Here is a 19,548-nt window from a genome sequence, read left to right on the forward strand (position 1 = left end):
CTTCATTCCGGCCGGCTGATCATGCCGAACAGGGCGGGCGCCCCGCGACTGGCCGCTTGCGGTCGCTGGCTGCGGGAGAGCCGCAGGTGGATGCGAAGCAGATCGGCAGCCACCTCATACTGCCGGCTTTCAAGATGGTCGAGTATGTTCAGGTGTTCCAGCAAGGATTGCCGCAGCCGGAAGACGTTGACCCCGGCATAGATGCCCGGCAGCCGGCGCAGGCGGAGATGATCGGCCAGCGCGTCGGCGATAAAGCGGTTGGCTGAGCCCTCGGCGATCATGCCGTGGAAATCCATGTCCAGCCGCTGGAACTCACGCGTGTCGAAGGCGGTATCCGGCAGCGCCGACAGAGCGTCCATGCCCTGGCGCAACGCTGCCGCCCGCGCGCCGTCCAGCCGGAAGCCCGGCATCAGGATCGCCGCCGGCTCGAGCAGCAAGCGGAACTCATAGCTTTCGCCCTGCGCCTCGGGATCGTCGGGCGTGCGCCGGAAAAGCCAGGATTGACCGGGCGCGCGGTCCAGCAGATTCTCTTCAGTCAGTTTATTAAGCGCCTTTAGTACCGTCTTGCGATCAGCGCCGTAGCGTCGCATCAGCGCGGCGGCGGTCACCGTCTGGTCCAGCCGCCGCGCCGAGCGGTCGCGCAGGATCGCCTCGGCCAGCTCGTCCTCCTCAGCGCTGGGAAGCTCGGCGGCAATGGCCGGCTGCGCGGCGAGGTCGACCGCCAGGTGGTAGCCGGTATCGGCCTCCCAGCGCACGACGCCTCGTTCCGCGAGCAGGCTGAGTGCCGCCCGCACCGGCGTACGCGAAACATTGCACAGCGAGGCGATCTGCTGTTCGGGCAGGCGCGCGCCGGGCTCGAAGCCGCGCTGGCGCGCCACGTCCAGGATGCGCTGAGCCAGGTCGAGATGGTTGGTGCGAGGTCGTCGGGCTGCGGCTTGCATGACTTGTCTCGGCGGACGGATATGACCGCATTGGTTTGGCCGATCGCCGGCACAAGCGCAATCGGCCAGATTCCTCGGTCGCTTGGCAAATTATGGATTGACGTACTTTTTTCTGCAATAGTACTGTCAGGGCAGTCGGCGATAAAAAGACCGAGGGAACAGGATCGAAAAGCAGCGGCACCGGCCGCGCTCGGTCCAGCACAGAATTCGACGATCAACCGGAATGGGAGTCTGCCATGACCGCTACCAGCCCGCGGCGCCGTGCGCTCAAGGTCTCTTCAATCGCTCTCGGCCTTGCCCTGGCGCTGTCGGCGCCGGCGATCGCGGCCGATCTCGTCATCTCCAACTGGGACGGCTATATGGCGCCCGACGCCATGGCCGCCTTCAAGACCGCTACCGGCGTCTCCGGCGAAGTGGTGGTGCACGCCACCAATGAAGAGATCATGGGCAAGCTGATCGCCGCCGGCGGCAAGGGCTATGACGTGGTGTTCGTCTCTTCGCCCTTCGCCGAGGTGCTGAACAAGCTCGGCCTGACCGAGCCGATGGACCACGCCAAGATCCCCAATCTCGCCAACCTCTATCCGGAAGCGACCAAACTGCCGCACGATGTCGGCAACTCGTTCTCCGTGCCCTACACCTGGGGCACGACCGGCCTCTGCTACCGCTCGGACCTGGTCAAGACGGCTCCGACGAGCTGGAGCGACCTGCTCGCCCCTTCAGACGCGCTGAAGGGCAAGACCACCATGCTGGCGACCGACCGCTGGCTGCTGGCGGCCGGGCAGCTCGACAAGGGCTTTTCCGTAAACGAGACCGATCCGGTCAAGATGGCCGAAGTCAAGGACCTCTTGATCTCGGCCAAGAAGACCCTGCTCGCCTATGACGACACCACCTTCTATTCCAAACTGGTTTCCGGCGAGGCGCTGATGGTGCAGGCCTGGGACGGCTGGTGCAATTACGGCATCGCCGAGAAACCCGAGATCAAATACGTCATTCCGAGGGAAGGTTCGGACCTCTGGGTCGACACGATGGTGGTGATGAAGGCCTCCGAGCACAAGGAAGACGCCTTCAAATTCATCAACTTCATGCTCGACGCCAAGAACCACGCCTGGGCGGCGCAGAACATCGACTACAAGGTGCCGAACAAGCCGGCGATGGAAAGCCTGCCTGCCGATTTCCTGGCGAAGTTCCCCAACATGGCGATGCCGGTGGCCGATCTCGTCAAGTTCGAGCAGCTGCGCGATGTCGGCGAAGCCCAGCGCGATTATTCCAAGATCGTCAGCGAGATCAAGGCCGCGCAGTAGGCGGCACGGATATCACGGCCGGCAGTGTTTTGGCTGCCGGCCTGAGCGGTACCTTGAAATTGTCCCAGACCCGACTTCGCTCCTCCCTGTTGATGGCCCCGGCGCTGGTCTGGTTGACCGCGCTGATGGTGGTGCCGTGCGCGCTGGTGCTGGCGCTCGCCTTCTTCCGGCGCGGCATCTATGGCGGCATCGACTACACCTTCACGCTGGAGAATTTCGGGCTGGTCTTCGACCCGCTCTACGCCGGCATTTTTCTGGAGTCCGCGCGCATCGCCGGCACCGCCACGCTGATCGCGGTGGTGATCGGCTATGCCGCGGCCTACGCCATCTCCGCTGCCCCGCGCCGCTGGCAGCCAGTGTTCCTGTTCTTTGCCGTGCTGCCGTTCTGGTCCAACTATCTGATCCGCACCTATGCCTGGATCGTGCTGCTCAACCGCGAAGGCCTGATCACGCAACTCTTGCGCTGGCTCGGCTATACCGGCGAACCGCCATCGATGCTCTACACCGAGGGCGCGGTCATCGCCGGCCTCGTCTACAATTATCTGCCCTTCGTCATCCTCGCCTGCTACGCGCCGCTGTCGCGGCTCAACCCTGAACTCGCCGAAGCCTCGCGCGATCTCGGTGCTTCGGCCGCCACCACCTTCCGCCGTGTCATCCTGCCGCTGACCGTGCCCGGCATCGCCGCCGGCGCGGTCTTCGTCTTCGTGCTGTCGATCGGCAATTTCGTCACTCCGGCGCTGCTCGGCGGCGGTCGCTTCCAGATGATCGGCAATCTCGTCTACGACCAGTTCCTCACCGCCAATGACTGGCCCTTCGGCGCCGCCTTGGCGATGGCGCTGATCGCCATCATGCTTTTGGTGTTGATGGCGCAGGCACTCGCCGCCGACCGCGCCGCGGGGCGTGCGGCGCAAGCCGGAGGAGGCACCGATGGCTGAGCGCTCCCCTGCGACGCGGCGCACGCTGTGGCTTGTGCTAAGCTTGGTCTTTGCCTTCCTCTACATCCCGATCGCCGTACTGGTGGCGCTCTCCTTCAACGAAGGCGGGCTGCCGACCGCATGGTCGGGCTTCTCGCTGAAATGGTACGCCTCGCTGGCCAACAATTCCGCGATCCTGTCCGCCGCGCTCAACACGCTGATCGTGGCGCTGGTCTCCACCGCCATCGCCACCTTGCTCGGCACGCTGCTGGCGATCGGCGTCGAGATGCGCCGGCAATATGGCAAGGGACTGGAAGCCCTGATCTTCGCGCCGATGATCATTCCAGACATCGTGCTGGCGATCGCGCTGCTCTCCTTCTTCTCCATGCTCAACCTGACCATGGGCCTGCACACCATCATCCTCGCCCATGTCGTCTTCAACCTGGCCTTCGTCTGCTCGGTGGTGCGCGCCCGGCTGAAGAGCTTCGACTGGTCGATCATCGAGGCATCCGCCGATCTCGGCGCCTCCGCGCCGACCACTTTCCGGCGCGTGACCTTGCCGGTCATCGCGCCGGCGGTGATCGCCGGCGCGCTGCTCGCCTTCACGCTGTCGGTCGACGAGTTCATCATCGCCTTCTTCACCGCGGGCGCCGGCCGTGCCTCGACCACGCTGCCTATGCAGATCTACGCCATGATCCGCTTCGGCATCACCCCGGAGATCAACGCGCTGGCGACCATCGTCATGGCCGTAAGCATCACCGCGCTGACCCTGTCGCAGCGGCTTAACAGGGGAATGATCGGCCAATGAGCGAACCGCGCACGCTGTTGGCCATCGATCATGTGTCGAAGAATTTCGGCCGCGTCACCGCCGTCGACGGCATCTCGCTGGACATCCGCGAGAACGAATTCTTCGCGCTGCTGGGCCCCTCCGGCTGCGGCAAGACCACGCTCTTGCGCATGCTCGCCGGCTTCGAGACGCCGAGCGACGGCCGTATCCTGCTCGACGGCAAGGACATCGCCAGGACCCCGCCCAACAAGCGACCGGTCAATCTGATGTTCCAGTCCTACGCGCTGTTCCCGCATATGAGCGTGCGCGCCAATGTCTCCTATGGGCTGGAGATGGAGCGCTTGCCGGCCAAGGAAATCCGTTCCCGCGTCGACGCCATCCTGGCGACCACCGAGCTCGTTCCCTTCGCCGACCGTAAGCCGGAGCAATTGTCGGGCGGCCAGAAACAGCGCGTCGCGCTCGCCCGCGCGCTGGTCAAGCGGCCAAGGCTGCTGCTGCTCGACGAGCCGCTCGCCGCGCTCGACAAGAAGCTGCGCGGCGCCATGCAACTGGAATTGAAGCGCCTGCAGCACGAGGTCGGGATCACCTTCGTCATCGTCACCCATGACCAGGAGGAATCGCTCGTCATGGCCGATCGCATGGCCGTGTTGAAAGACGGCAGGCTGCTGCAATGCGACACGCCGCATGCTGTCTACGAGCATCCCGCCGACCGCTTCGTCGCCGACTTCATCGGCGTGATGAATTTTATCCCGGGCAAGGCGTCAGCCGATGGCGTGGTCGCCGTGAATGGTGCTCTGGTCGCCGGCAAGGTTCCCGCCGCGCTTTCCTCCGGCGCCGGAGCTGTGGCATCGGTGCGGCCCGAGCGCATCCGGCTTTTCCCATCGGTCGAGACCGCCAACCGCACGACCGGCGCGGTCGAGGCGCTGGCCTATCACGGGCTCGACCTGCAGCTGCACGTCCGCACGCCGCTGTCGCCAAAACCGTTCCTGGTGCGCGTCACCGCGGATGCGGCGGACCGCCGGCCGGTGTCGTCGGGCGACCAGGTCGAACTCGGCTGGGACGCCGCCGATGTCAGAATTTTCGCAGAATAGGAGAAGCTTGATGGCGCAGAAGACGATCGCCTTTTTTCCGGAAGCCGCCTACGGCCCGGCGCTCAATTCCGTGGGCATCGCGCAAGCCGTCGAGGCGCGTGGCCACAGGGCCGTGTTCCTGTCCGATCCCGGCTTCGTCGAGGTTTACAGGGGCTACGGTTTCGAGGCGCACCCGGTGAACCTGTCCGAGCCGATGCCGCCCGAGCAGATGGCGAAATTCTGGGAGGATTTCATCAACGGCCACATCCCGAACTTCCGCAAATCGCCCTACGACCAGGTCGATAATTACGTCAAGGATTGCTGGACCGCGATCGTCGACAGCGCCAAATGGGCGCAAAAGGATCTGCCGGATGTGCTGGCCGCCATCAAGCCCGACGTCATCTGCGTCGACAACGTCATCTTGTTCCCGGCGATCAAACAGTTCGGCAAGCCATGGGTGCGCGTCATCTCCTGCTCGGAAAACGAGATCGAGGACGAGGACATCCCGCCACACCTCTCCGGATGCGGCGAGAACGACCATGCCGGCCACCAGCGCTACCGCGACCATTTCAACACGGTGATCAAGCCGATCCATGACGACTTCAACGCCTTCCTGAAGGCCAACAACGAGGCGGCCTACCCGGTCGGCCAGTTTTTCGAGGCATCGCCCTATCTCAATCTGCTGCTCTATCCCGAAGCGGCGAAGTTCAAGCGCCGTCATCCGCTCGACCCGGCGAAATTCCAGTATCTCGAAGGCTGCGTGCGGCAGGAGAAGCCCTATGCGGTGCCGACCTTCGCGACGAACAATGACGGACCGCTGCTCTACGTTTCCTTCGGCAGCCTTGGCGCCGGCGATGTCGAGTTGCTGAAGCGCATCATCGCCACGCTGGGCAAGACCCGCTACCGCGCGCTGGTCAATGTCGGCGGCTACAAGGACCAGTACACCGACGTGCCCGGCAACGTCATCGTCGAGGGCTGGTTCCCGCAGCCTTCGGTGATCCCGCAGGTCGATGCGGTGATCCACCATGGCGGCAACAACTCGTTCACCGAGTGCCTCTATTTCGGCAAACCGGCGATCATCATGCCCTATGTCTGGGACGGTCACGACAACGCCACCCGCGTCGAGGAGACCGGGCATGGATTCGGCATGCCGCGCTACGACTGGAGCGATGCCGAGCTGGTCGCGAAGATCGAGACCTGCCTGACCGATCCCAGGATGAAGGCGAAGCTGGCGCAGACATCGGCACAGATGCACGCGCAGAATGGTCCGGAGAAGGCTGCCGGCTTGCTGGAGGCGCTGCTGTGACCTCCTCCGCTCCGCACCTCCACCAGGCCTCCACCCGCACCGATCTCGTCGACTGGGGCACCCAGCCCAACGCATTGGACGGCGCGTCGCACTCCACCGGCAGGCTGGTGCACAAGGGCCCGAACAACCAGCCGGAATCGGGCATCTGGGTCTGCACGCCGGGCAGGTGGCGCCTCTCGATCCCGCGCGATGAATTGTGCCATTTCGTCGCCGGCCAAGCGACCTACCGCTCGGATGTCGGCGAAGTGATAGAAGTGTCGGCCGGGACCGTGGTCATGTTCCCCGCCGGCTGGACGGGCGAATGCACGGTGCACGAGACCATGCGCAACGTCTACATGCTGGCCTGACGTCGCGACACAGGGAGCAAGAGATGGCGACACCGCACTGGCCACAGGCCTCGAGCGTGGACCTGGAGGATTGGGGCGCGGGCAGCAACACGCTTGCCGGCGCGCCGCGCGCCTCCGGCAAGATACTGTCGCAGAACCCGGACGGATCGAGCGAATGCGGCCTGTGGTCGTGCACGCCGGGCACCCGCAAGGTCACCTTCCAGACCGACGAGTTCTGCCATTTCCTGTCGGGTCACGGCAGCTATGTCCATGACAACGGCGAACAGATTCCGGTCGAGGCGGGCACGCTGGTGTTCTTTCCCGCCGGCTGGACCGGCATCTCCATCATCACGCAAACGCTGACCAAGGCCTTCATGTGCCGGTGAGCACCATTTCAAGGAAATCGATATGACCACGCCCATCATGCAATCGCCGCTCGCCGTCACCGACCTCGTCGACTGGGGCGTCATCCCGACGATGATCGAGGGTGAGTCCCACACCTCGGGCAAGCTGTTCCACAAGGGGCCGGAAGGCCGTTCCGAATGCGGCCTGTGGGTCTGCACCCCCGGCAAATGGCACTGCCACGTCACCCGCGACGAGTTCTGCCACTTCCTCGAAGGCCGCTGCACCTATGTGCACGAATCGGGCGAAGTGATCGAAATCGAGCCGGATACGGCGGCCTTCTTTCCGCAGGACTGGAAAGGCGTCTGCACCGTCCACGAGACCATCAAGAAGGTCTACATGATCCGCTGAGCCTTTCTGATAGCTCTTCTCTGCCGGACACCTGACGCGGCTTTCTGCGCTTCCGGTGCTCACGGACCAAAATGTCCGCTGCGCTCCGATTCTCGAAACCACGCCATCTGCCTCGGCAGGGCGAATTCGCAAAAAGGCTCCATACGTGGAGGAGGACAAGATGCATTTCTCCCCTGACCGGCCGACCTTCTTCGTCAATCCGGACTACCGGCCGATGGCCGGTGCAAGCAAAGCGGTGATCGACCCGGCCACGCTGGAGACGGTCGGCGCCATCGCCGCGGCCAGCGACGGCGAGATCGACGCCGTGCTCACTGCGGCGACCGCGGCTCAAGCCGCCTGGAAAAAGCTCGATGCCAAGAGCCGGGCGAAACACCTGCATGCCGTTGCCAATGCCATCGAGGCGGCCGACTTCACCCGCTGCGCCGAGCTCATGGTGCGCGAGATGGGCAAGCCCTATCCGGAAGCCATCGGCGAGATCGCCAATTGCGCGCCGATCTTCCGCTACTATGCCGAGATGGCGCGCGACGACGCCGGCAAGATCGCCGGCACGACGCAGGCCGGCTCGTTCCAATATGCGCGCTACGAACCCTATGGCGTCTCCGTCCACATCATGCCCTACAATTTTCCGATCCTGCTGATGTGCTGGACCGTCGCGGCATCGCTTGCCGCGGGCAATGCCTGCATCGTCAAGCCGGCTGAGGCGACGACGCTGTCGACACTGGACTACATGACTGTATTCCGCTCGCTGCCGGCAGGCCTGGTCTCCTGCCTGCCGGGCGGCGCCGCGACCGCCCAGGCACTCATCACGTCCGACCGCACGCACGCCGTCGCCTTCACCGGCTCGGTCGCCGCCGGCAAGGCGGTTGCCGTCGCGTGCGCCGAACGCATGAAGCCTTGCGTCATCGAGGCCGGCGGCAGCGATCCGCTGATCATCAGCCAACACGCGCCGCTCGAGGTCGCAGCGGCCGGCAGCGTCACCGCTGCCTTCCACCTCAGCGGTCAGGTCTGCACTTCGGCCGAGCGCTTCTTCGTCGTCGATGCCGTGCATGACCGCTTCGTCGAATTGTTTGCCGAGAGGACGCGTGCGCTGCGCATCGGCAACGGCATGGACAAGACCGAGATCGGTCCGCTGGTCAGCGAAGCGGCTCGAGCCAAGGTCATGCGTCTTGTCGACGACGCCATTGCCCATGGCGCCAGGGCCGTCACCGGCGGGCGCGTCCCACCGTCGCACAACACCGGCTGGTTCTACGAACCGACGATCCTGACCGGCGTCACCCCCGACATGGCGATCGTGCGCGAGGAGTGTTTTGGGCCGGTCGCCGCCATCTGCCGGGTGAAGGATTTCGACGAGGCGATCCGGCTCGCCAATGATAGCCCCTTCGGGCTCGGCGCCTCGGTGTTCACCACCGATCTCGCCGAAGCGCATGAGGCGGCCGAACGGCTCGAGGCCGGCATGGTCTGGGTCAACAACCCGCTGATCGACAATGACGCCCTGCCCTTCGGCGGCTGGAAGGCGTCGGGTCTCGGCCGCGAACTGGGACGCCAGGGGCTTGATGCCTTCCGCCGTTCCAAGATGGTCATCATCGACCACAAGCCGGCGATCCAGGACTGGTGGTATCCCTACCCCGAGAGCTGGTTCCGCGACGCCGGCGGCCGCAAGCACGTGTGAGGGAATGCCGCGCGGTGACACCGCGAGGCTCGACCCCGGATTCGATGATCGCAACCGCGGTCAGCGGTCATCTGGTCAGCCGGTCGCCTCGGCTTCCCAGGAGCCTGTCTCCGCCATCCGCTTCAGCAGCGGGGCCGGCTTGAACACCTCCTTGCCGGTCCGCTGGTGCCAGTGGTCGAGCCGCTCGATGATCCTTGCCGCTCCTTCGAGACCGGCCCAGAACATCGGGCCACCCTTGCCGATGGGAAAACCGTAGCCATTGGCCCAGACGACATCGATGTCGGAGGCACGGGCCGCGATCTTCTCTTCGAGGATTTTCGCCCCCTCATTGACCAGGGGATAGAGCGTGCGCTCGATGATCTCTTCGGCATTGATCGCACGCGGCGTGATACCCCGCTCGGCGGCCTTTCCGCGGATCAGCGCCTCGACCTCCGGATCTGGAACGCCTGCCCGGGCGCCGGCCTCGTAGCGATAGAAACCCCGGCCGGTCTTCTGCCCGAAACGCCCCTGCTCGCACAGCGCGTCAGCGATGACGGCCGTCAGGCCGCGCGCCTTGCGGTTGCGCCAGCCAATGTCGAGGCCGGCGAGATCCCCCATCTGGAACGGCCCCATCGGCCAGCCGAAATCGGTGAAGGCCTTGTCGATCTGGCTCGGTGTCGCGCCCTCCAGCAGCAGCGCTTCCGATTCGGAGCCGCGCGCGGCCAGCATGCGGTTGCCGACAAAGCCATGGCAGACGCCGACGACGACCGCCACCTTGCCGATCCGCCGCGCGAGATCGACCACGGTCGCCAGCGCATCCGGCGCGGTCTTGTCGGCCCGCACGATCTCCAGGAGCTTCATGACATTGGCCGGCGAGAAGAAATGCAGGCCGAGCACATCCTGCGGCCGCGCGATCGAGCCGGCGATCTCATTGATGTCGAGATAGGAGGTGTTGGTGGCGAGGATGGCGCCCGGCTTGGCGATAGCATCCAGCTTACCGAATACCGCCTTCTTCACCGCCATGTCCTCGAACACCGCCTCGATGATCAGGTCGCAATCGGCGAGATCGGCATAGTCGGTCGAGCCCTTGAACTGGGCGAGCCGCTGACGCTTGGCGTCTTCGCTCAGGGAACCGCGCGAAACGGAAACGGCATAGTTCTTCTCGATCGTGCCCAGCCCGCGCTGCAGCGCTTCGGCGCTGGTTTCCAGCAAGGTGACCGGAAAGCCGCCACCGGCGAAGGCCATGGCGATGCCGCCGCCCATCGTGCCGGCGCCGATCACGCCGACGCGGGCGATCCTGCGCTTGGGCGTGTCCTTTCCGGGAAGCTTTGCCGCCTCACGTTCGGCGAAGAACAGATGGCGCTGCGCCCGCGACTGGTCGCTGGCGACCAGTTTCATGAACAATGCGCGCTCCGCCGCCAGCGCCTCGTCGAAAGGTCGTGTGACGGCGTTGCGCACGGCTTGCGCGCAGGCGACCGGTGCTTCCAGCCCGCGGGCTTTCCTGGCGAGGTCCGCCGCCTCGGCATCGAAAGCCGCCAGATCGGTTTCCCCCAGACTGTCATTGCGATCGCGCACCGGCGTGAAGGGACCACCCTTGCGGGCGATTTCCCGGGCGAAGTTCACGGCATGAGTTGTCGGATCGCCCTCGAAAACGGCATCGACCAGACCGGCTTCATGCGCTTCATTCGCGCCGACCGGCGTCCCGGAAACGATCATCCTCAACGCCTTCACCGCGCCGACAAGACGCGGCAGCCGCACCGTGCCGCCACCACCTGGCAGCAGGCCGAGCTTCACTTCCGGCAGGCCGAGCTTGGCGCCGGCATCGGCGACGCGGAAATGACAGCCGAGCGCCAGTTCCAGCCCGCCGCCGAGCGCGGTGCCGTGGATGGCGGCAACCGTCGGTTTGACGATGGTCTCCAGCATCGCGACGATGGCGCGCAGATCGGGCTGCTGCACCGGCTTGCCGAATTCGGTGATGTCGGCGCCGGCGACAAAGGTCCGTCCGGCGCAGGCAATCACGATTGCCGTGACCGAAGCGTCATCGCGCAAGTCGACAAGCGCCCGCATCAGCGGCGCGCGGACATGGAAACTCAGCGCGTTGACCGGCGGGTTGTCGATGGTGACGATGGCGACGCCATTCTCGTTCACGACGCTGACGGAATTGGACAAGCAGAGCCCTCCCGGGACCGGTTGAGATCGCGGAAGGGTTTACTAGGCCGGGCCGCGAATGGGAACCCGCTGTTGGGCTGGCCCAACGTTTGGGGCGCGACGGGCCGCCCCAGGAGGTCGCGGTCGATGCACGCCAGATGCTTTGGAACGGCGATCACCGCACCGCCTTCTCCCCACCCGCCGCCGTGATCACGCCGACAATGATCAGCCCCGTCAGCAGCAGCCGCACGCCGGCGCTGACCCCAAACGTGTTGAGCATGGTGAGCAGCAGCACCAGAAACAGCGCCGCGCCCCACACGCCGGGCACATTGGCCTTGCCGCCGGCCACAGACGTGCCGCCGATGACGACGACGGCGATCGAGGCGAGCAGGTATTCATTGCCGATATCGACATTGGCGCCGCGGAAATAGCCGGCGAGCAGGGCGCCATCGATGCCGCCGAGCGCGCCCGACAGCGTGTAGGTGAGGAAACGGATGCGCCCGACATTGACGCCGGCGAGCCAGGCGGCGCGGATATTCTGGCCGATCGCCAGCACCGAGCGGCCATAGATCATGCGCTGCAAGGCGATGGCCGCGCCGATCGTGAACAGCACGGTCAGCACCGCCAGCACGGGAATGCCCAGGACCTGCCAGTTGGTGAAATCGGCGAAGCCCGGGGGCGGCTTGATCTGCAGCCCACGGCCGTAGCTGATGTCGATCGACTGGATGATGAAGCTTGCCGACAAGGTGGCGATGATCGGCGGGATGCGCAACGCCCAGATCAGCAGATAGTTGACCGCGCCGATCGCCGCGCCGCAGGCGAGCGCCGCCAGAAGGCCGACCACGATCATGGAATCGCTGCCGGCCATCACCTTCATGGCGACCGCGCTGGCGAGGCCGATGTTGGCCGGCAGCGACAGGTCGACATTGCCGGGCCCAAGCGTGATGACGAACATCTGGCCGACGCCGACGATGACCGTGAACACCGCCAGCGACAATGCAGCGGTGACCATGCCGCCGGCGCCGTAGCCGCCGGTGAAGGCGATCGTCGCCAGCCACACGACCAGCGCGCCGAGGAACGACCATACCCAGGGTTTGCCGGCCAGCGATCTAACCAGGATCATCGCTTACCTCTCCCTGCGGCTGATCAGAACCCGTGCCGCGAGCACGATGATCAAGATGGCGCCGTTGGCGGCCACCTGCCAGTCCGGCGGAATGTGCATGAAGGTGAGCAGCGGCGAAGCGGCCAGTGCCAATGTCAGCGCGCCGATCACCGCGCCGATCGGCGACACACGGCCGCCGACGAATTCACCGCCGCCGAGAATGACGCCGGCGATCGACAGCAGCGTATAGCCGTTGCCGATATTGGCATCGGCCGAGGTGGTGATGCCGATCAGCGCCATGCCCGACAGCACGCCGAAAAGGCCGGCCAGCGCGAACAGCACGATCTTGGTTCTGAGCAGCGACCAGCCGGCGCGCTTGAGCGCCGCCGGATTGCCGCCGGAGCCGCGCAGGATCACGCCATAGGAGGTGCGCATCAGGCCGAAATGGACGACGAGGCCGATCAGCAGCGCCGCGATGATCGGGAACGGCACGAAGGGCGGCTTGAACGACATGATCGCCAGCAGCCAGTCCGGCGCCTTGCCGCCGGGCTTGGGCAGGACGAGGATGGCGAGCCCCTGCCAGACGAAACTCATGCCAAGCGTCACCACGATCGACGGCAGATTGCGCAGATGGATCAGCGCGCCGAGCAGCGCATAGACGCCGATCGAGCCAAGCAGGATGGCGACGCCGATAAGCGGCGCGTCCTTCAGCCAGGTCGCGGTGACGCAACCCACGAAACCGACGAAGGTGCCGATCGACAGATCGAGCTCGTTGCCTGAAATGACGAACATCTGCGCGATCGTCGCCAGCGCGATCGGGATCGCCAGGTTCAGCATCAGGCTGAAGCCGAAATAGCTGATGGCGCGTGGGTTTAGCCAGGCGATGGCCAGCAGCACCAATGCCAGCGACAGCGCCGGCAGCAGCCCGCGCAGCAGGCGGGCACGGGCCAGCGCGCCTCGCTCGGCGGAACTCCTGGCGGTGGCTTCGAGGCTGGCGGCGGTCATCTCAGGCCGCATCGCCGAAGGAGGACTGGATGATCTTCTCTTCGGTCAATTCGTCGCGACCCAGATTGGCGACGATGCGGCCGTTCTTGAAGACATAGACATGGTCGCAATTGTCGAGTTCCTCGGTTTCCGTGGTGTACCAGAGGAAGGTGCGGCCGCGGCCAGCCTCCTCGCGCACGAGGTCGTAAACTTCCAGCTTGGTGCCGATATCGACGCCGCGCATCGGATCGTCCATCAGCACGATCTGGGCATCCGAGCCGAGCGCGCGGGCAAACAGTGCCTTCTGCTGGTTGCCGCCCGACAGCGAGAAGATGTTGTTGTTCATGTCGGGTGTGCGGATGCCGATCTTCTTCTGCCAGAACTCGGCCAGTTCGGCCTCGCGCCGCGGCGAAATCAGCAGCCCGTTGCGCAGCCGCGCCAGCGAGCGGATCCCGATATTTTCGGCGATCGACCATTGCGGGAAAATGCCGTCCGACTGGCGGTCGCCTGCGACCAGCGCCACCGGCGCGGTTACTTCGATGCCGGTCCTGGCGCGGGAAGCAGCAGCGAAAATCGCCAGCAACAGGTCGGTCTGGCCGTGTCCCGCCAGCCCGGCAAGGCCGATGATCTCGCCGGCACGGGCGACAAGGTCGGCGCCGTCCTTCTGCGCGGCGGCGCGCGCCCGCACCCGCAAGGGGCCGGCTGCCGGCCTGGCGGCGGCAATTTCGGCGGCGATCTTCTGGCGCGCCTCCGCCCCGCCCATCGCCGTCACCAGCCGGTCGCGATCGAAGGCACTCGCCGCATCGGCGACGACCACCTTGCCGTCGCGCATCACCACGATGCGGTCGGCATTCCTGAGCACTTCGCCCAGCACATGCGAGATCAGGATGCAGCTCTTGCCGCCGGCGATGAAGCGGCGCACGAAGGCCAGCAATTGGCCGGCCGTATGCGCGTCCAGCGATGATGTCGGCTCGTCGAGGATGACCAGGTCGAGCCTGTCCTGCGTCACCGTGAAGGCGCGTGCCACCTCGACCATCTGGCGCCGGCCGATCGACAGGTCGCCGACAATGTCCCAGGCCGAAATGCCATGATCCGGAAAGATCTCGTCAAGCTTGGCGGTGATCAGCGCGGCCGCCTTGCGTCGCCAGCCGAGGCCCGAGAGCGACGCGTGGTTGATGCGCGTGTTTTCGGCGACGCTGAGATTGGGGCAGAGCGACAGTTCCTGGAACACGCAGCGTATGCCGCGCTTTTGCGCCCGCGACACCGAGTAGTTGTCCTCGACGCCGCCATGCACGCCGATCTTGCCGCTGTCCGGCGTCAGCGTGCCAGCCACCATGTGCATCAGCGTCGATTTGCCGGCGCCGTTGTGGCCGACGAGGCCGACGCATTCGCCGCGCCGGACATGGAAGTCCACGCCGCCCAGTGCGCGAACGGCGCCGAAATGTTTTTCGGCGCCGTTCAGTCTGATGATGTCAGCGTCCCCTTCAGGCATGCCTAGAGATATCCGCGCGATGGTACGAAGGGCGACGCTGGCGCGACATTCACTTGATGTTGGCCTTGATCGCCGCGAGGGCGTCTTCCTGCGTGTATTCGTGGGTGGCGACGCCGCCTTCCTTGATCTTCGGCAGGGCTGCCTCGAAGTCGTCCTGGGTGAAGGCCAGATACGGCACCAGCAGATCGTGCGGAATGTCCTTGCGGCCATCGAGCACCTGCTGCGCCACCCAGAAGGCGAGCGACGACACGCCGGGCGCGATCGAAGCCGACCAGGTCTTGTAGCCGTCCTTGTCCTTCTGCTCCTTCCACCACTTCAGCTCGTCCTGCCGGTTGCCCATGATGATGGTCGGGCGCGGCTTGCCGGCGGCGGCGAAAGCCTGGGCGGCACCATAGCCGTCACCACCCTGGTCGACGATGCCGACCACGTCGGGCAATGAAGGCAGGATGGTCGCAACGGCTTTCTGCGCCGTCGTCTGATCCCAGTCGCCGGTCACCGAACCGACGATCTTGAACTCGGGATGGGCGGCGACGCCTTCGAGGATGCCGGCATGGATGGCATCGTCGATCGAGGTGCCTGCCAGGCCACGGATTTCCAGAAGGTTCCCGCCCTTGGGCTGGAACTTGGCCATCTGCTCGACTTCCTGCTTGCCCATGTCCTTGAAGTCGACGACGACGCGGTAGGCACAGGGCTCGGTCACGGTGCCATCGAAGGAGACGACCGTGATACCGGCATCGCAGGCCTGCTTGATGGCGCCGTTGAGGGCGTCCGGCGAGGCGGCATTGATGACGATGGCGTCATAGCCCTGCAGGATCAGGTTCTGCACCTGGGCCGCTTGCGTCGGCACTTCCTTGTCGGCGGTGGTGAAGATGTCGGCCGCGCCGACGATCTTGTCGGCGACCGCCTTCTTGGTGACGATGCCGTAGCTGTCGAGCATGGCCTGCCGCCACGAATTGCCGGCGTAATTGTTCGAGAATGCGATCTTCTTGCCGCTGGTATCGGCAAGTGCCGTGCCCGATGCGAGCATTGCGGCAAGAGCGCTCAAGGCTAACAGTTTCTTCATGTCATACTCCTCCCAAGAGTTGCTGGTCGTGCGGATTCTAGGTGAAAAATCGAGCCTGCGTTCCTGTTTTTTATCGATTGTCAGACAAATGCAACCGGGACAGCGACCCTGTCAACTGCAATCCGCAAAGCCTGCCGATCAACTTGCGGTGCGCCAATTGAAATGGTCTGACTGGATGGGTAAGCCATGCGCACAGGAGGCCAAACAGAGATGGCAGTGACGCCGATCGTTCCCCCGGGCGCACCGGGCATTCCGGCGCGCTGGACATCGAGCGCCAAGAGCGGCGTCGGCACCTCGCTGTCGCCCGCCGGCCGGATCTGGTTCACCGTCAGCCACGGCATCCTGAACGAAATCTATTATCCGCGGCTCGACTGTGCCTGCACGCGCGACCTCGGCCTGATCGTCACCGGCCCCAACGGCTATTTCTCGGAAGAGAAGCGCGATGCCGCGCATGAAATAGAGCCGTTCGAGGCCGGCGTGCCCGCCTACCGGATGGTCAACACGGCCGCCGACGGCGCCTACCGCATCGAGAAGCGCACCCTGTGCGATCCGGCGCGGCCCGTGCTGCTGCAGGAAATCACCTTCACCGCGCTTGAAGGTGCGCCCGACGATTACCGCGTCTACGCGCTGCTGGCGCCGCATCTAGTCAATGCCGGCATGGGCAACACCGCCTGGGTCGGCGACCACAAGGGAAAGCCCGTGCTGTTCGCCTCGGGCCGCGGCTCTTGCCTGGCACTGGCCTCGTCGCTGCCCTGGCGGGACTGTTCAGCCGGCTATGTAGGTTTCTCCGACGGCTGGCAGCAACTGAACCATACCGGCAAGCTCGATCCGGCTTGCCAGCGCGCGGAAGACGGCAATGTCGCGCTGACCGGCGAGATCGGTCTTTCGCCGACCAAGACAAAAGCGGTGCTGGCGCTGGGTTTCGGCGCGACGCCGGACGAGGCCGCCGACAATGCCTTCGCCAGCCTGAATCGGGGCTTTGAGCCCGCCGCCAAGGCCTACGTCCAGAATTGGCGCAAATGGCAGGCGGGCCTGCTGCCCCTGGACCGGACAGCGGCATCCGGCATCAACACCTATCGCACCTCGACCGCGGTTCTGGCGACGCACCGCTCCACCGCCATGCCGGGCGCGGCGGTCGCCAGCCTGTCCATCCCCTGGGGTTTCAACAAGGGGGACGACGATCTCGGCGGCTACCATCTGGTCTGGCCGCGCGATCTTGTGGAGACGGCGGGCGGCTTTCTCGCCGCCGGCGATGCCGGCTCGGCCTTGCAGATCCTCGAGTATCTGCGCTCCATTCAGCAGCCGGATGGGCACTGGCCGCAAAATGTCTGGCTCGACGGGTCGGCCTATTGGCCAGGCATCCAGATGGACGAATGCGCCTTGCCGCTGCTTCTGGCCGATGCCCTGCATCGCGCGGGACACCTGCCCCGCGCCAGGCTTGCCGCCTTCCTGCCGATGATCGAGCGCGCCGCGACCTATGTCGTGCGCAATGGACCGGTTACCGGCGAGGACCGCTGGGAAGAGGATGCCGGCTACAGCCCGTTCACCCTGGCCGTCGAGATCGCGGCTCTGCTTGCCGCGGCCGACCTGCTCGATGCCTGCGGCAGGAAGGACGAAGCAACCTATTTGCGCGAGACATCGGACGGCTGGAACGACCAGGTCGAACGCTGGACCTATGCCACCGACACGGCCATCGGCAGGGCGGCCGGCGTCGAAGGCTATTATGTTCGCATCGCGCCACCCGACAGCGCCGAGGCCGCCTCGCCGAAGGACGGCTATGTGCCGATCAAGAACCGGCCGCCCGACGACACCGACCGGCCGGCGCAGGAAATCGTCAGCCCGGACGCGCTGGCGCTGGTGCGCTTCGGCCTGAGGTCGGCTGATGACCCGCGCATCGTCGATACGGTCAAGGTCATCGACGCGCACTTGCGCTGCGCGCTGCCGCAAGGCCCGCTCTGGTATCGCTACAATGGCGACGGCTATGGCGAACACCAGGAGGGCGCGCCTTTCGACGGCACCGGCCAGGGCCGGCCGTGGCCATTGCTCGCCGGCGAGCGCGCCCACTATGAACTGGCGGCGGGGCGCATGGATAAGGCAGCCAGTCTTCTGGCGGCATTGGAAGGTTCGGCCGAGCCCGGCGGCCTCCTGCCGGAGCAGGTCTGGGACGGCGTCGACCTGCCGGAGCGCGAGTTGCGGCATGGCCGCCCCTCGGGCAGCGCCATGCCGCTGGTCTGGGCGCATTCCGAGCATATCAAGCTGCTGCGCTCGCTGCGCGACGGCGTTGTCTTCGACATGCCGCCGCAAGGCGTGAAGCGCTACATCAAGGACAAGACCGTATCGCCATTCAGGACCTGGCGCTTCAACAACAAGATCCGCACGCTGCCCGAGGGCAAGACGCTGCGCATCGAATTGCAGGCCGCGGCCACGGTGCACTGGAGCAGCGACGGTTGGGCAACCGCCCATGACAGCCAGACGGCGGAAAATGCCTTCGGCATTCATCTTGCCGATCTTCCCACCGCCGGCCTCCCCGGCGGAAGCACCCTGATCTTCACTTTTTTCTGGCCCGGAACCGGCGATTGGGAGAATGTCGACTTCTCCGTCACATCAGGCGCGCGGGATAACGGCTAAGATCCTTCCTCGATAAACCCGGAAAATCTCTAGGAAACAGGACGAAACCATGCAGATCGGAATGATGGGACTGGGCCGGATGGGTGCCAACATGGTGCGGCGCCTGATGCGCGACGGCCATGAATGCGTCGTCTACGACATCAACCCGGCAAGCGTCGCGGCCCTGGTCAGCGACGGCGCGCTGGGCGCGGCATCCCTGACGGAGTTCGTCGGCAAGCTCGCCAAGCCGCGCTGTGTCTGGCTGATGCTGCCGGCGGCGATCACCGGCAAGATCATCGATCAGGTCTCGGCCCTGATGGAGCCCGGCGACATCGTCATCGACGGCGGCAACTCCTACTATCACGACGCCGTCGACCAGGCGGCGAAACTGGCCGCCAAGGGCATCCATCTCGTCGATGTCGGCACCAGCGGCGGTGTCTGGGGCCTCGAGCGCGGCTACTGCCTGATGATCGGCGGTCCCGACGTTGCGGTGCAGCACCTCGATTCGATCTTCGCCACGCTGGCGCCCGGCGCCGATGCCGGCGCGCCGGCGCCCGACAAGGCCGCCGGCACCGCGCCCTTCGGTTACCTGCATTGTGGACCGAGCGGCGCCGGCCACTTCGTCAAGATGGTCCACAACGGCATCGAATATGGCGTCATGGCCGCCTATGCCGAAGGCATGAACATCCTGAAGTCGGCCAATGCCGGCAAGCGGCCGCGCACGGCCGACGCCGAGACCAGCCCGCTGGAAAACCCGCAATATTACCAGTTCGACATCGATCTTCCGCAGGTGGCGGAGGTCTGGCGGCATGGCAGCGTCATCGGCTCGTGGCTGCTCGACCTCACCGCGGGCGCGCTGAAGAGCGATCCTGGCCTCGCGCAGTTCGGCGGCCGGGTTTCGGATTCCGGCGAAGGCCGCTGGACCCTGAAGGCGGCGATCGACACCGGCGTGCCGGCGCCGGTGCTGTCCTCGGCGCTGTTCGACCGCTTCTCCTCGCAAGGTGAATCCGAATTCTCGGACAAGCTGTTGTCCGCCATGCGCTACGCCTTCGGCGGCCATGTCGAAAAGCCGAAGGCCGGCAAGTGACGCCACAGCGGGAGACGCA

17 protein-coding genes are annotated in these 19,548 nt (G+C 65.4%); 11 read left to right on the forward strand and 6 right to left on the reverse strand.

The window, feature by feature from the left end:
* Nucleotides 1-2: 2 nt before the first annotated feature.
* Nucleotides 3-941, reverse strand: a complete 939-nt coding sequence (locus C1D09_RS17690; RefSeq protein WP_143975526.1) for a GntR family transcriptional regulator — start codon at nucleotides 939-941, stop codon at nucleotides 3-5.
* A gap of 236 nt (nucleotides 942-1,177) precedes the next feature.
* On the opposite strand from C1D09_RS17690, the gene C1D09_RS17695 reads away from it, so the two are divergent.
* The 9 genes from C1D09_RS17695 (at nucleotide 1,178) to C1D09_RS17735 (ending at nucleotide 9,067) form a co-directional block, all read left to right on the forward strand.
* Nucleotides 1,178-2,242 (forward strand): polyamine ABC transporter substrate-binding protein, encoded by a 1,065-nt coding sequence (locus tag C1D09_RS17695; protein WP_143975527.1) that lies wholly within the window; start codon nucleotides 1,178-1,180, stop codon nucleotides 2,240-2,242.
* A gap of 92 nt (nucleotides 2,243-2,334) precedes the next feature.
* Nucleotides 2,335-3,177, forward strand: coding sequence for an ABC transporter permease (locus tag C1D09_RS17700; RefSeq protein ID WP_143975528.1), 843 nt, complete (start codon nucleotides 2,335-2,337; stop codon nucleotides 3,175-3,177).
* Nucleotides 3,170-3,964, forward strand: a complete 795-nt coding sequence (locus tag C1D09_RS17705) for an ABC transporter permease (protein ID WP_143975529.1) — start codon at nucleotides 3,170-3,172, stop codon at nucleotides 3,962-3,964. The genes C1D09_RS17700 and C1D09_RS17705 overlap by 8 nt, the downstream gene beginning before the upstream one ends.
* Complete coding sequence (locus C1D09_RS17710; RefSeq protein ID WP_143975530.1) at nucleotides 3,961-5,034, forward strand: ABC transporter ATP-binding protein; 1,074 nt, start codon at nucleotides 3,961-3,963, stop codon at nucleotides 5,032-5,034. Before C1D09_RS17705 ends, C1D09_RS17710 begins: the two co-directional genes overlap by 4 nt.
* 10 nt (nucleotides 5,035-5,044) lie before the next feature.
* Nucleotides 5,045-6,319 (forward strand): glycosyltransferase, encoded by a 1,275-nt coding sequence (locus C1D09_RS17715; RefSeq protein ID WP_143975531.1) that lies wholly within the window; start codon nucleotides 5,045-5,047, stop codon nucleotides 6,317-6,319.
* Nucleotides 6,316-6,666, forward strand: coding sequence for a cupin domain-containing protein (locus C1D09_RS17720; RefSeq protein WP_143975532.1), 351 nt, complete (start codon nucleotides 6,316-6,318; stop codon nucleotides 6,664-6,666). The genes C1D09_RS17715 and C1D09_RS17720 overlap by 4 nt, the downstream gene beginning before the upstream one ends.
* Nucleotides 6,667-6,689: 23 nt before the next feature.
* Nucleotides 6,690-7,031, forward strand: coding sequence for a cupin domain-containing protein (locus C1D09_RS17725; RefSeq protein WP_143975533.1), 342 nt, complete (start codon nucleotides 6,690-6,692; stop codon nucleotides 7,029-7,031).
* A 22-nt stretch (nucleotides 7,032-7,053) separates the two neighbouring features.
* Complete coding sequence (locus C1D09_RS17730; RefSeq protein ID WP_143975534.1) at nucleotides 7,054-7,398, forward strand: cupin domain-containing protein; 345 nt, start codon at nucleotides 7,054-7,056, stop codon at nucleotides 7,396-7,398.
* Between the two features lie 160 nt (nucleotides 7,399-7,558).
* A complete protein-coding gene (locus C1D09_RS17735; protein ID WP_143975535.1) occupies nucleotides 7,559-9,067 on the forward strand; it encodes an aldehyde dehydrogenase family protein in 1,509 nt (502 codons plus the stop codon).
* Nucleotides 9,068-9,142: 75 nt separating this feature from the next.
* Here the strand turns inward: C1D09_RS17735 and C1D09_RS17740 are convergent, their stop codons facing one another.
* From C1D09_RS17740 to C1D09_RS17760, 5 genes are all read right to left on the reverse strand, one after another.
* Nucleotides 9,143-11,215 carry a 3-hydroxyacyl-CoA dehydrogenase NAD-binding domain-containing protein gene (locus tag C1D09_RS17740; protein ID WP_143975536.1) on the reverse strand — a complete coding sequence of 691 codons (2,073 nt, stop codon included), beginning with the start codon at nucleotides 11,213-11,215 and terminating at the stop codon, nucleotides 9,143-9,145.
* Nucleotides 11,216-11,369: 154 nt separating this feature from the next.
* Entirely contained in the window at nucleotides 11,370-12,317 is a 948-nt protein-coding gene (locus C1D09_RS17745) for an ABC transporter permease (protein WP_143975537.1), read from the reverse strand.
* 3 nt (nucleotides 12,318-12,320) lie between these two features.
* The gene (locus C1D09_RS17750; RefSeq protein ID WP_167514662.1) at nucleotides 12,321-13,301 is read right to left on the reverse strand and encodes an ABC transporter permease; all 981 of its coding nucleotides are present in this window, start codon (nucleotides 13,299-13,301) and stop codon (nucleotides 12,321-12,323) included.
* 1 nt (nucleotide 13,302) lies between these two features.
* On the reverse strand, nucleotides 13,303-14,772 hold the full coding sequence (locus C1D09_RS17755; RefSeq protein ID WP_143975539.1) for a sugar ABC transporter ATP-binding protein: 1,470 nt from the start codon (nucleotides 14,770-14,772) through the stop codon (nucleotides 13,303-13,305).
* Nucleotides 14,773-14,821: 49 nt separating this feature from the next.
* The gene (locus tag C1D09_RS17760; RefSeq protein ID WP_027047529.1) at nucleotides 14,822-15,835 is read right to left on the reverse strand and encodes an ABC transporter substrate-binding protein; all 1,014 of its coding nucleotides are present in this window, start codon (nucleotides 15,833-15,835) and stop codon (nucleotides 14,822-14,824) included.
* A gap of 210 nt (nucleotides 15,836-16,045) precedes the next feature.
* Between C1D09_RS17760 and C1D09_RS17765 the strand changes: the two genes are divergently transcribed.
* Both C1D09_RS17765 and gnd read left to right on the forward strand, forming a co-directional pair.
* Nucleotides 16,046-18,463 (forward strand): glucan 1,4-alpha-glucosidase, encoded by a 2,418-nt coding sequence (locus C1D09_RS17765; RefSeq protein WP_143975540.1) that lies wholly within the window; start codon nucleotides 16,046-16,048, stop codon nucleotides 18,461-18,463.
* 49 nt (nucleotides 18,464-18,512) lie between these two features.
* Nucleotides 18,513-19,529 (forward strand): phosphogluconate dehydrogenase (NAD(+)-dependent, decarboxylating), encoded by a 1,017-nt coding sequence (gnd, locus tag C1D09_RS17770; RefSeq protein ID WP_143975541.1) that lies wholly within the window; start codon nucleotides 18,513-18,515, stop codon nucleotides 19,527-19,529.
* The last annotated feature ends 19 nt before the right edge of the window (nucleotides 19,530-19,548 follow it).

The sequence above is a fragment of the Mesorhizobium intechi genome (assembly GCF_002879535.1).
Lineage (GTDB): Bacteria > Pseudomonadota > Alphaproteobacteria > Rhizobiales > Rhizobiaceae > Mesorhizobium > Mesorhizobium intechi.

Coding starts and splice junctions, on each gene's coding strand:
- C1D09_RS17690 (WP_143975526.1), bottom strand. CDS start 941: ATGCAAGCCGCAGCCCGACGACCTCGCACCAACCATCTCGACCTGGCT.
- C1D09_RS17695 (WP_143975527.1), top strand. CDS start 1,178: ATGACCGCTACCAGCCCGCGGCGCCGTGCGCTCAAGGTCTCTTCAATC.
- C1D09_RS17700 (WP_143975528.1), top strand. CDS start 2,335: ATGGCCCCGGCGCTGGTCTGGTTGACCGCGCTGATGGTGGTGCCGTGC.
- C1D09_RS17705 (WP_143975529.1), top strand. CDS start 3,170: ATGGCTGAGCGCTCCCCTGCGACGCGGCGCACGCTGTGGCTTGTGCTA.
- C1D09_RS17710 (WP_143975530.1), top strand. CDS start 3,961: ATGAGCGAACCGCGCACGCTGTTGGCCATCGATCATGTGTCGAAGAAT.
- C1D09_RS17715 (WP_143975531.1), top strand. CDS start 5,045: ATGGCGCAGAAGACGATCGCCTTTTTTCCGGAAGCCGCCTACGGCCCG.
- C1D09_RS17725 (WP_143975533.1), top strand. CDS start 6,690: ATGGCGACACCGCACTGGCCACAGGCCTCGAGCGTGGACCTGGAGGAT.
- C1D09_RS17730 (WP_143975534.1), top strand. CDS start 7,054: ATGACCACGCCCATCATGCAATCGCCGCTCGCCGTCACCGACCTCGTC.
- C1D09_RS17735 (WP_143975535.1), top strand. CDS start 7,559: ATGCATTTCTCCCCTGACCGGCCGACCTTCTTCGTCAATCCGGACTAC.
- C1D09_RS17745 (WP_143975537.1), bottom strand. CDS start 12,317: ATGATCCTGGTTAGATCGCTGGCCGGCAAACCCTGGGTATGGTCGTTC.
- C1D09_RS17750 (WP_167514662.1), bottom strand. CDS start 13,301: ATGACCGCCGCCAGCCTCGAAGCCACCGCCAGGAGTTCCGCCGAGCGA.
- C1D09_RS17755 (WP_143975539.1), bottom strand. CDS start 14,772: ATGCCTGAAGGGGACGCTGACATCATCAGACTGAACGGCGCCGAAAAA.
- C1D09_RS17760 (WP_027047529.1), bottom strand. CDS start 15,835: ATGAAGAAACTGTTAGCCTTGAGCGCTCTTGCCGCAATGCTCGCATCG.
- C1D09_RS17765 (WP_143975540.1), top strand. CDS start 16,046: ATGGCAGTGACGCCGATCGTTCCCCCGGGCGCACCGGGCATTCCGGCG.
- gnd (WP_143975541.1), top strand. CDS start 18,513: ATGCAGATCGGAATGATGGGACTGGGCCGGATGGGTGCCAACATGGTG.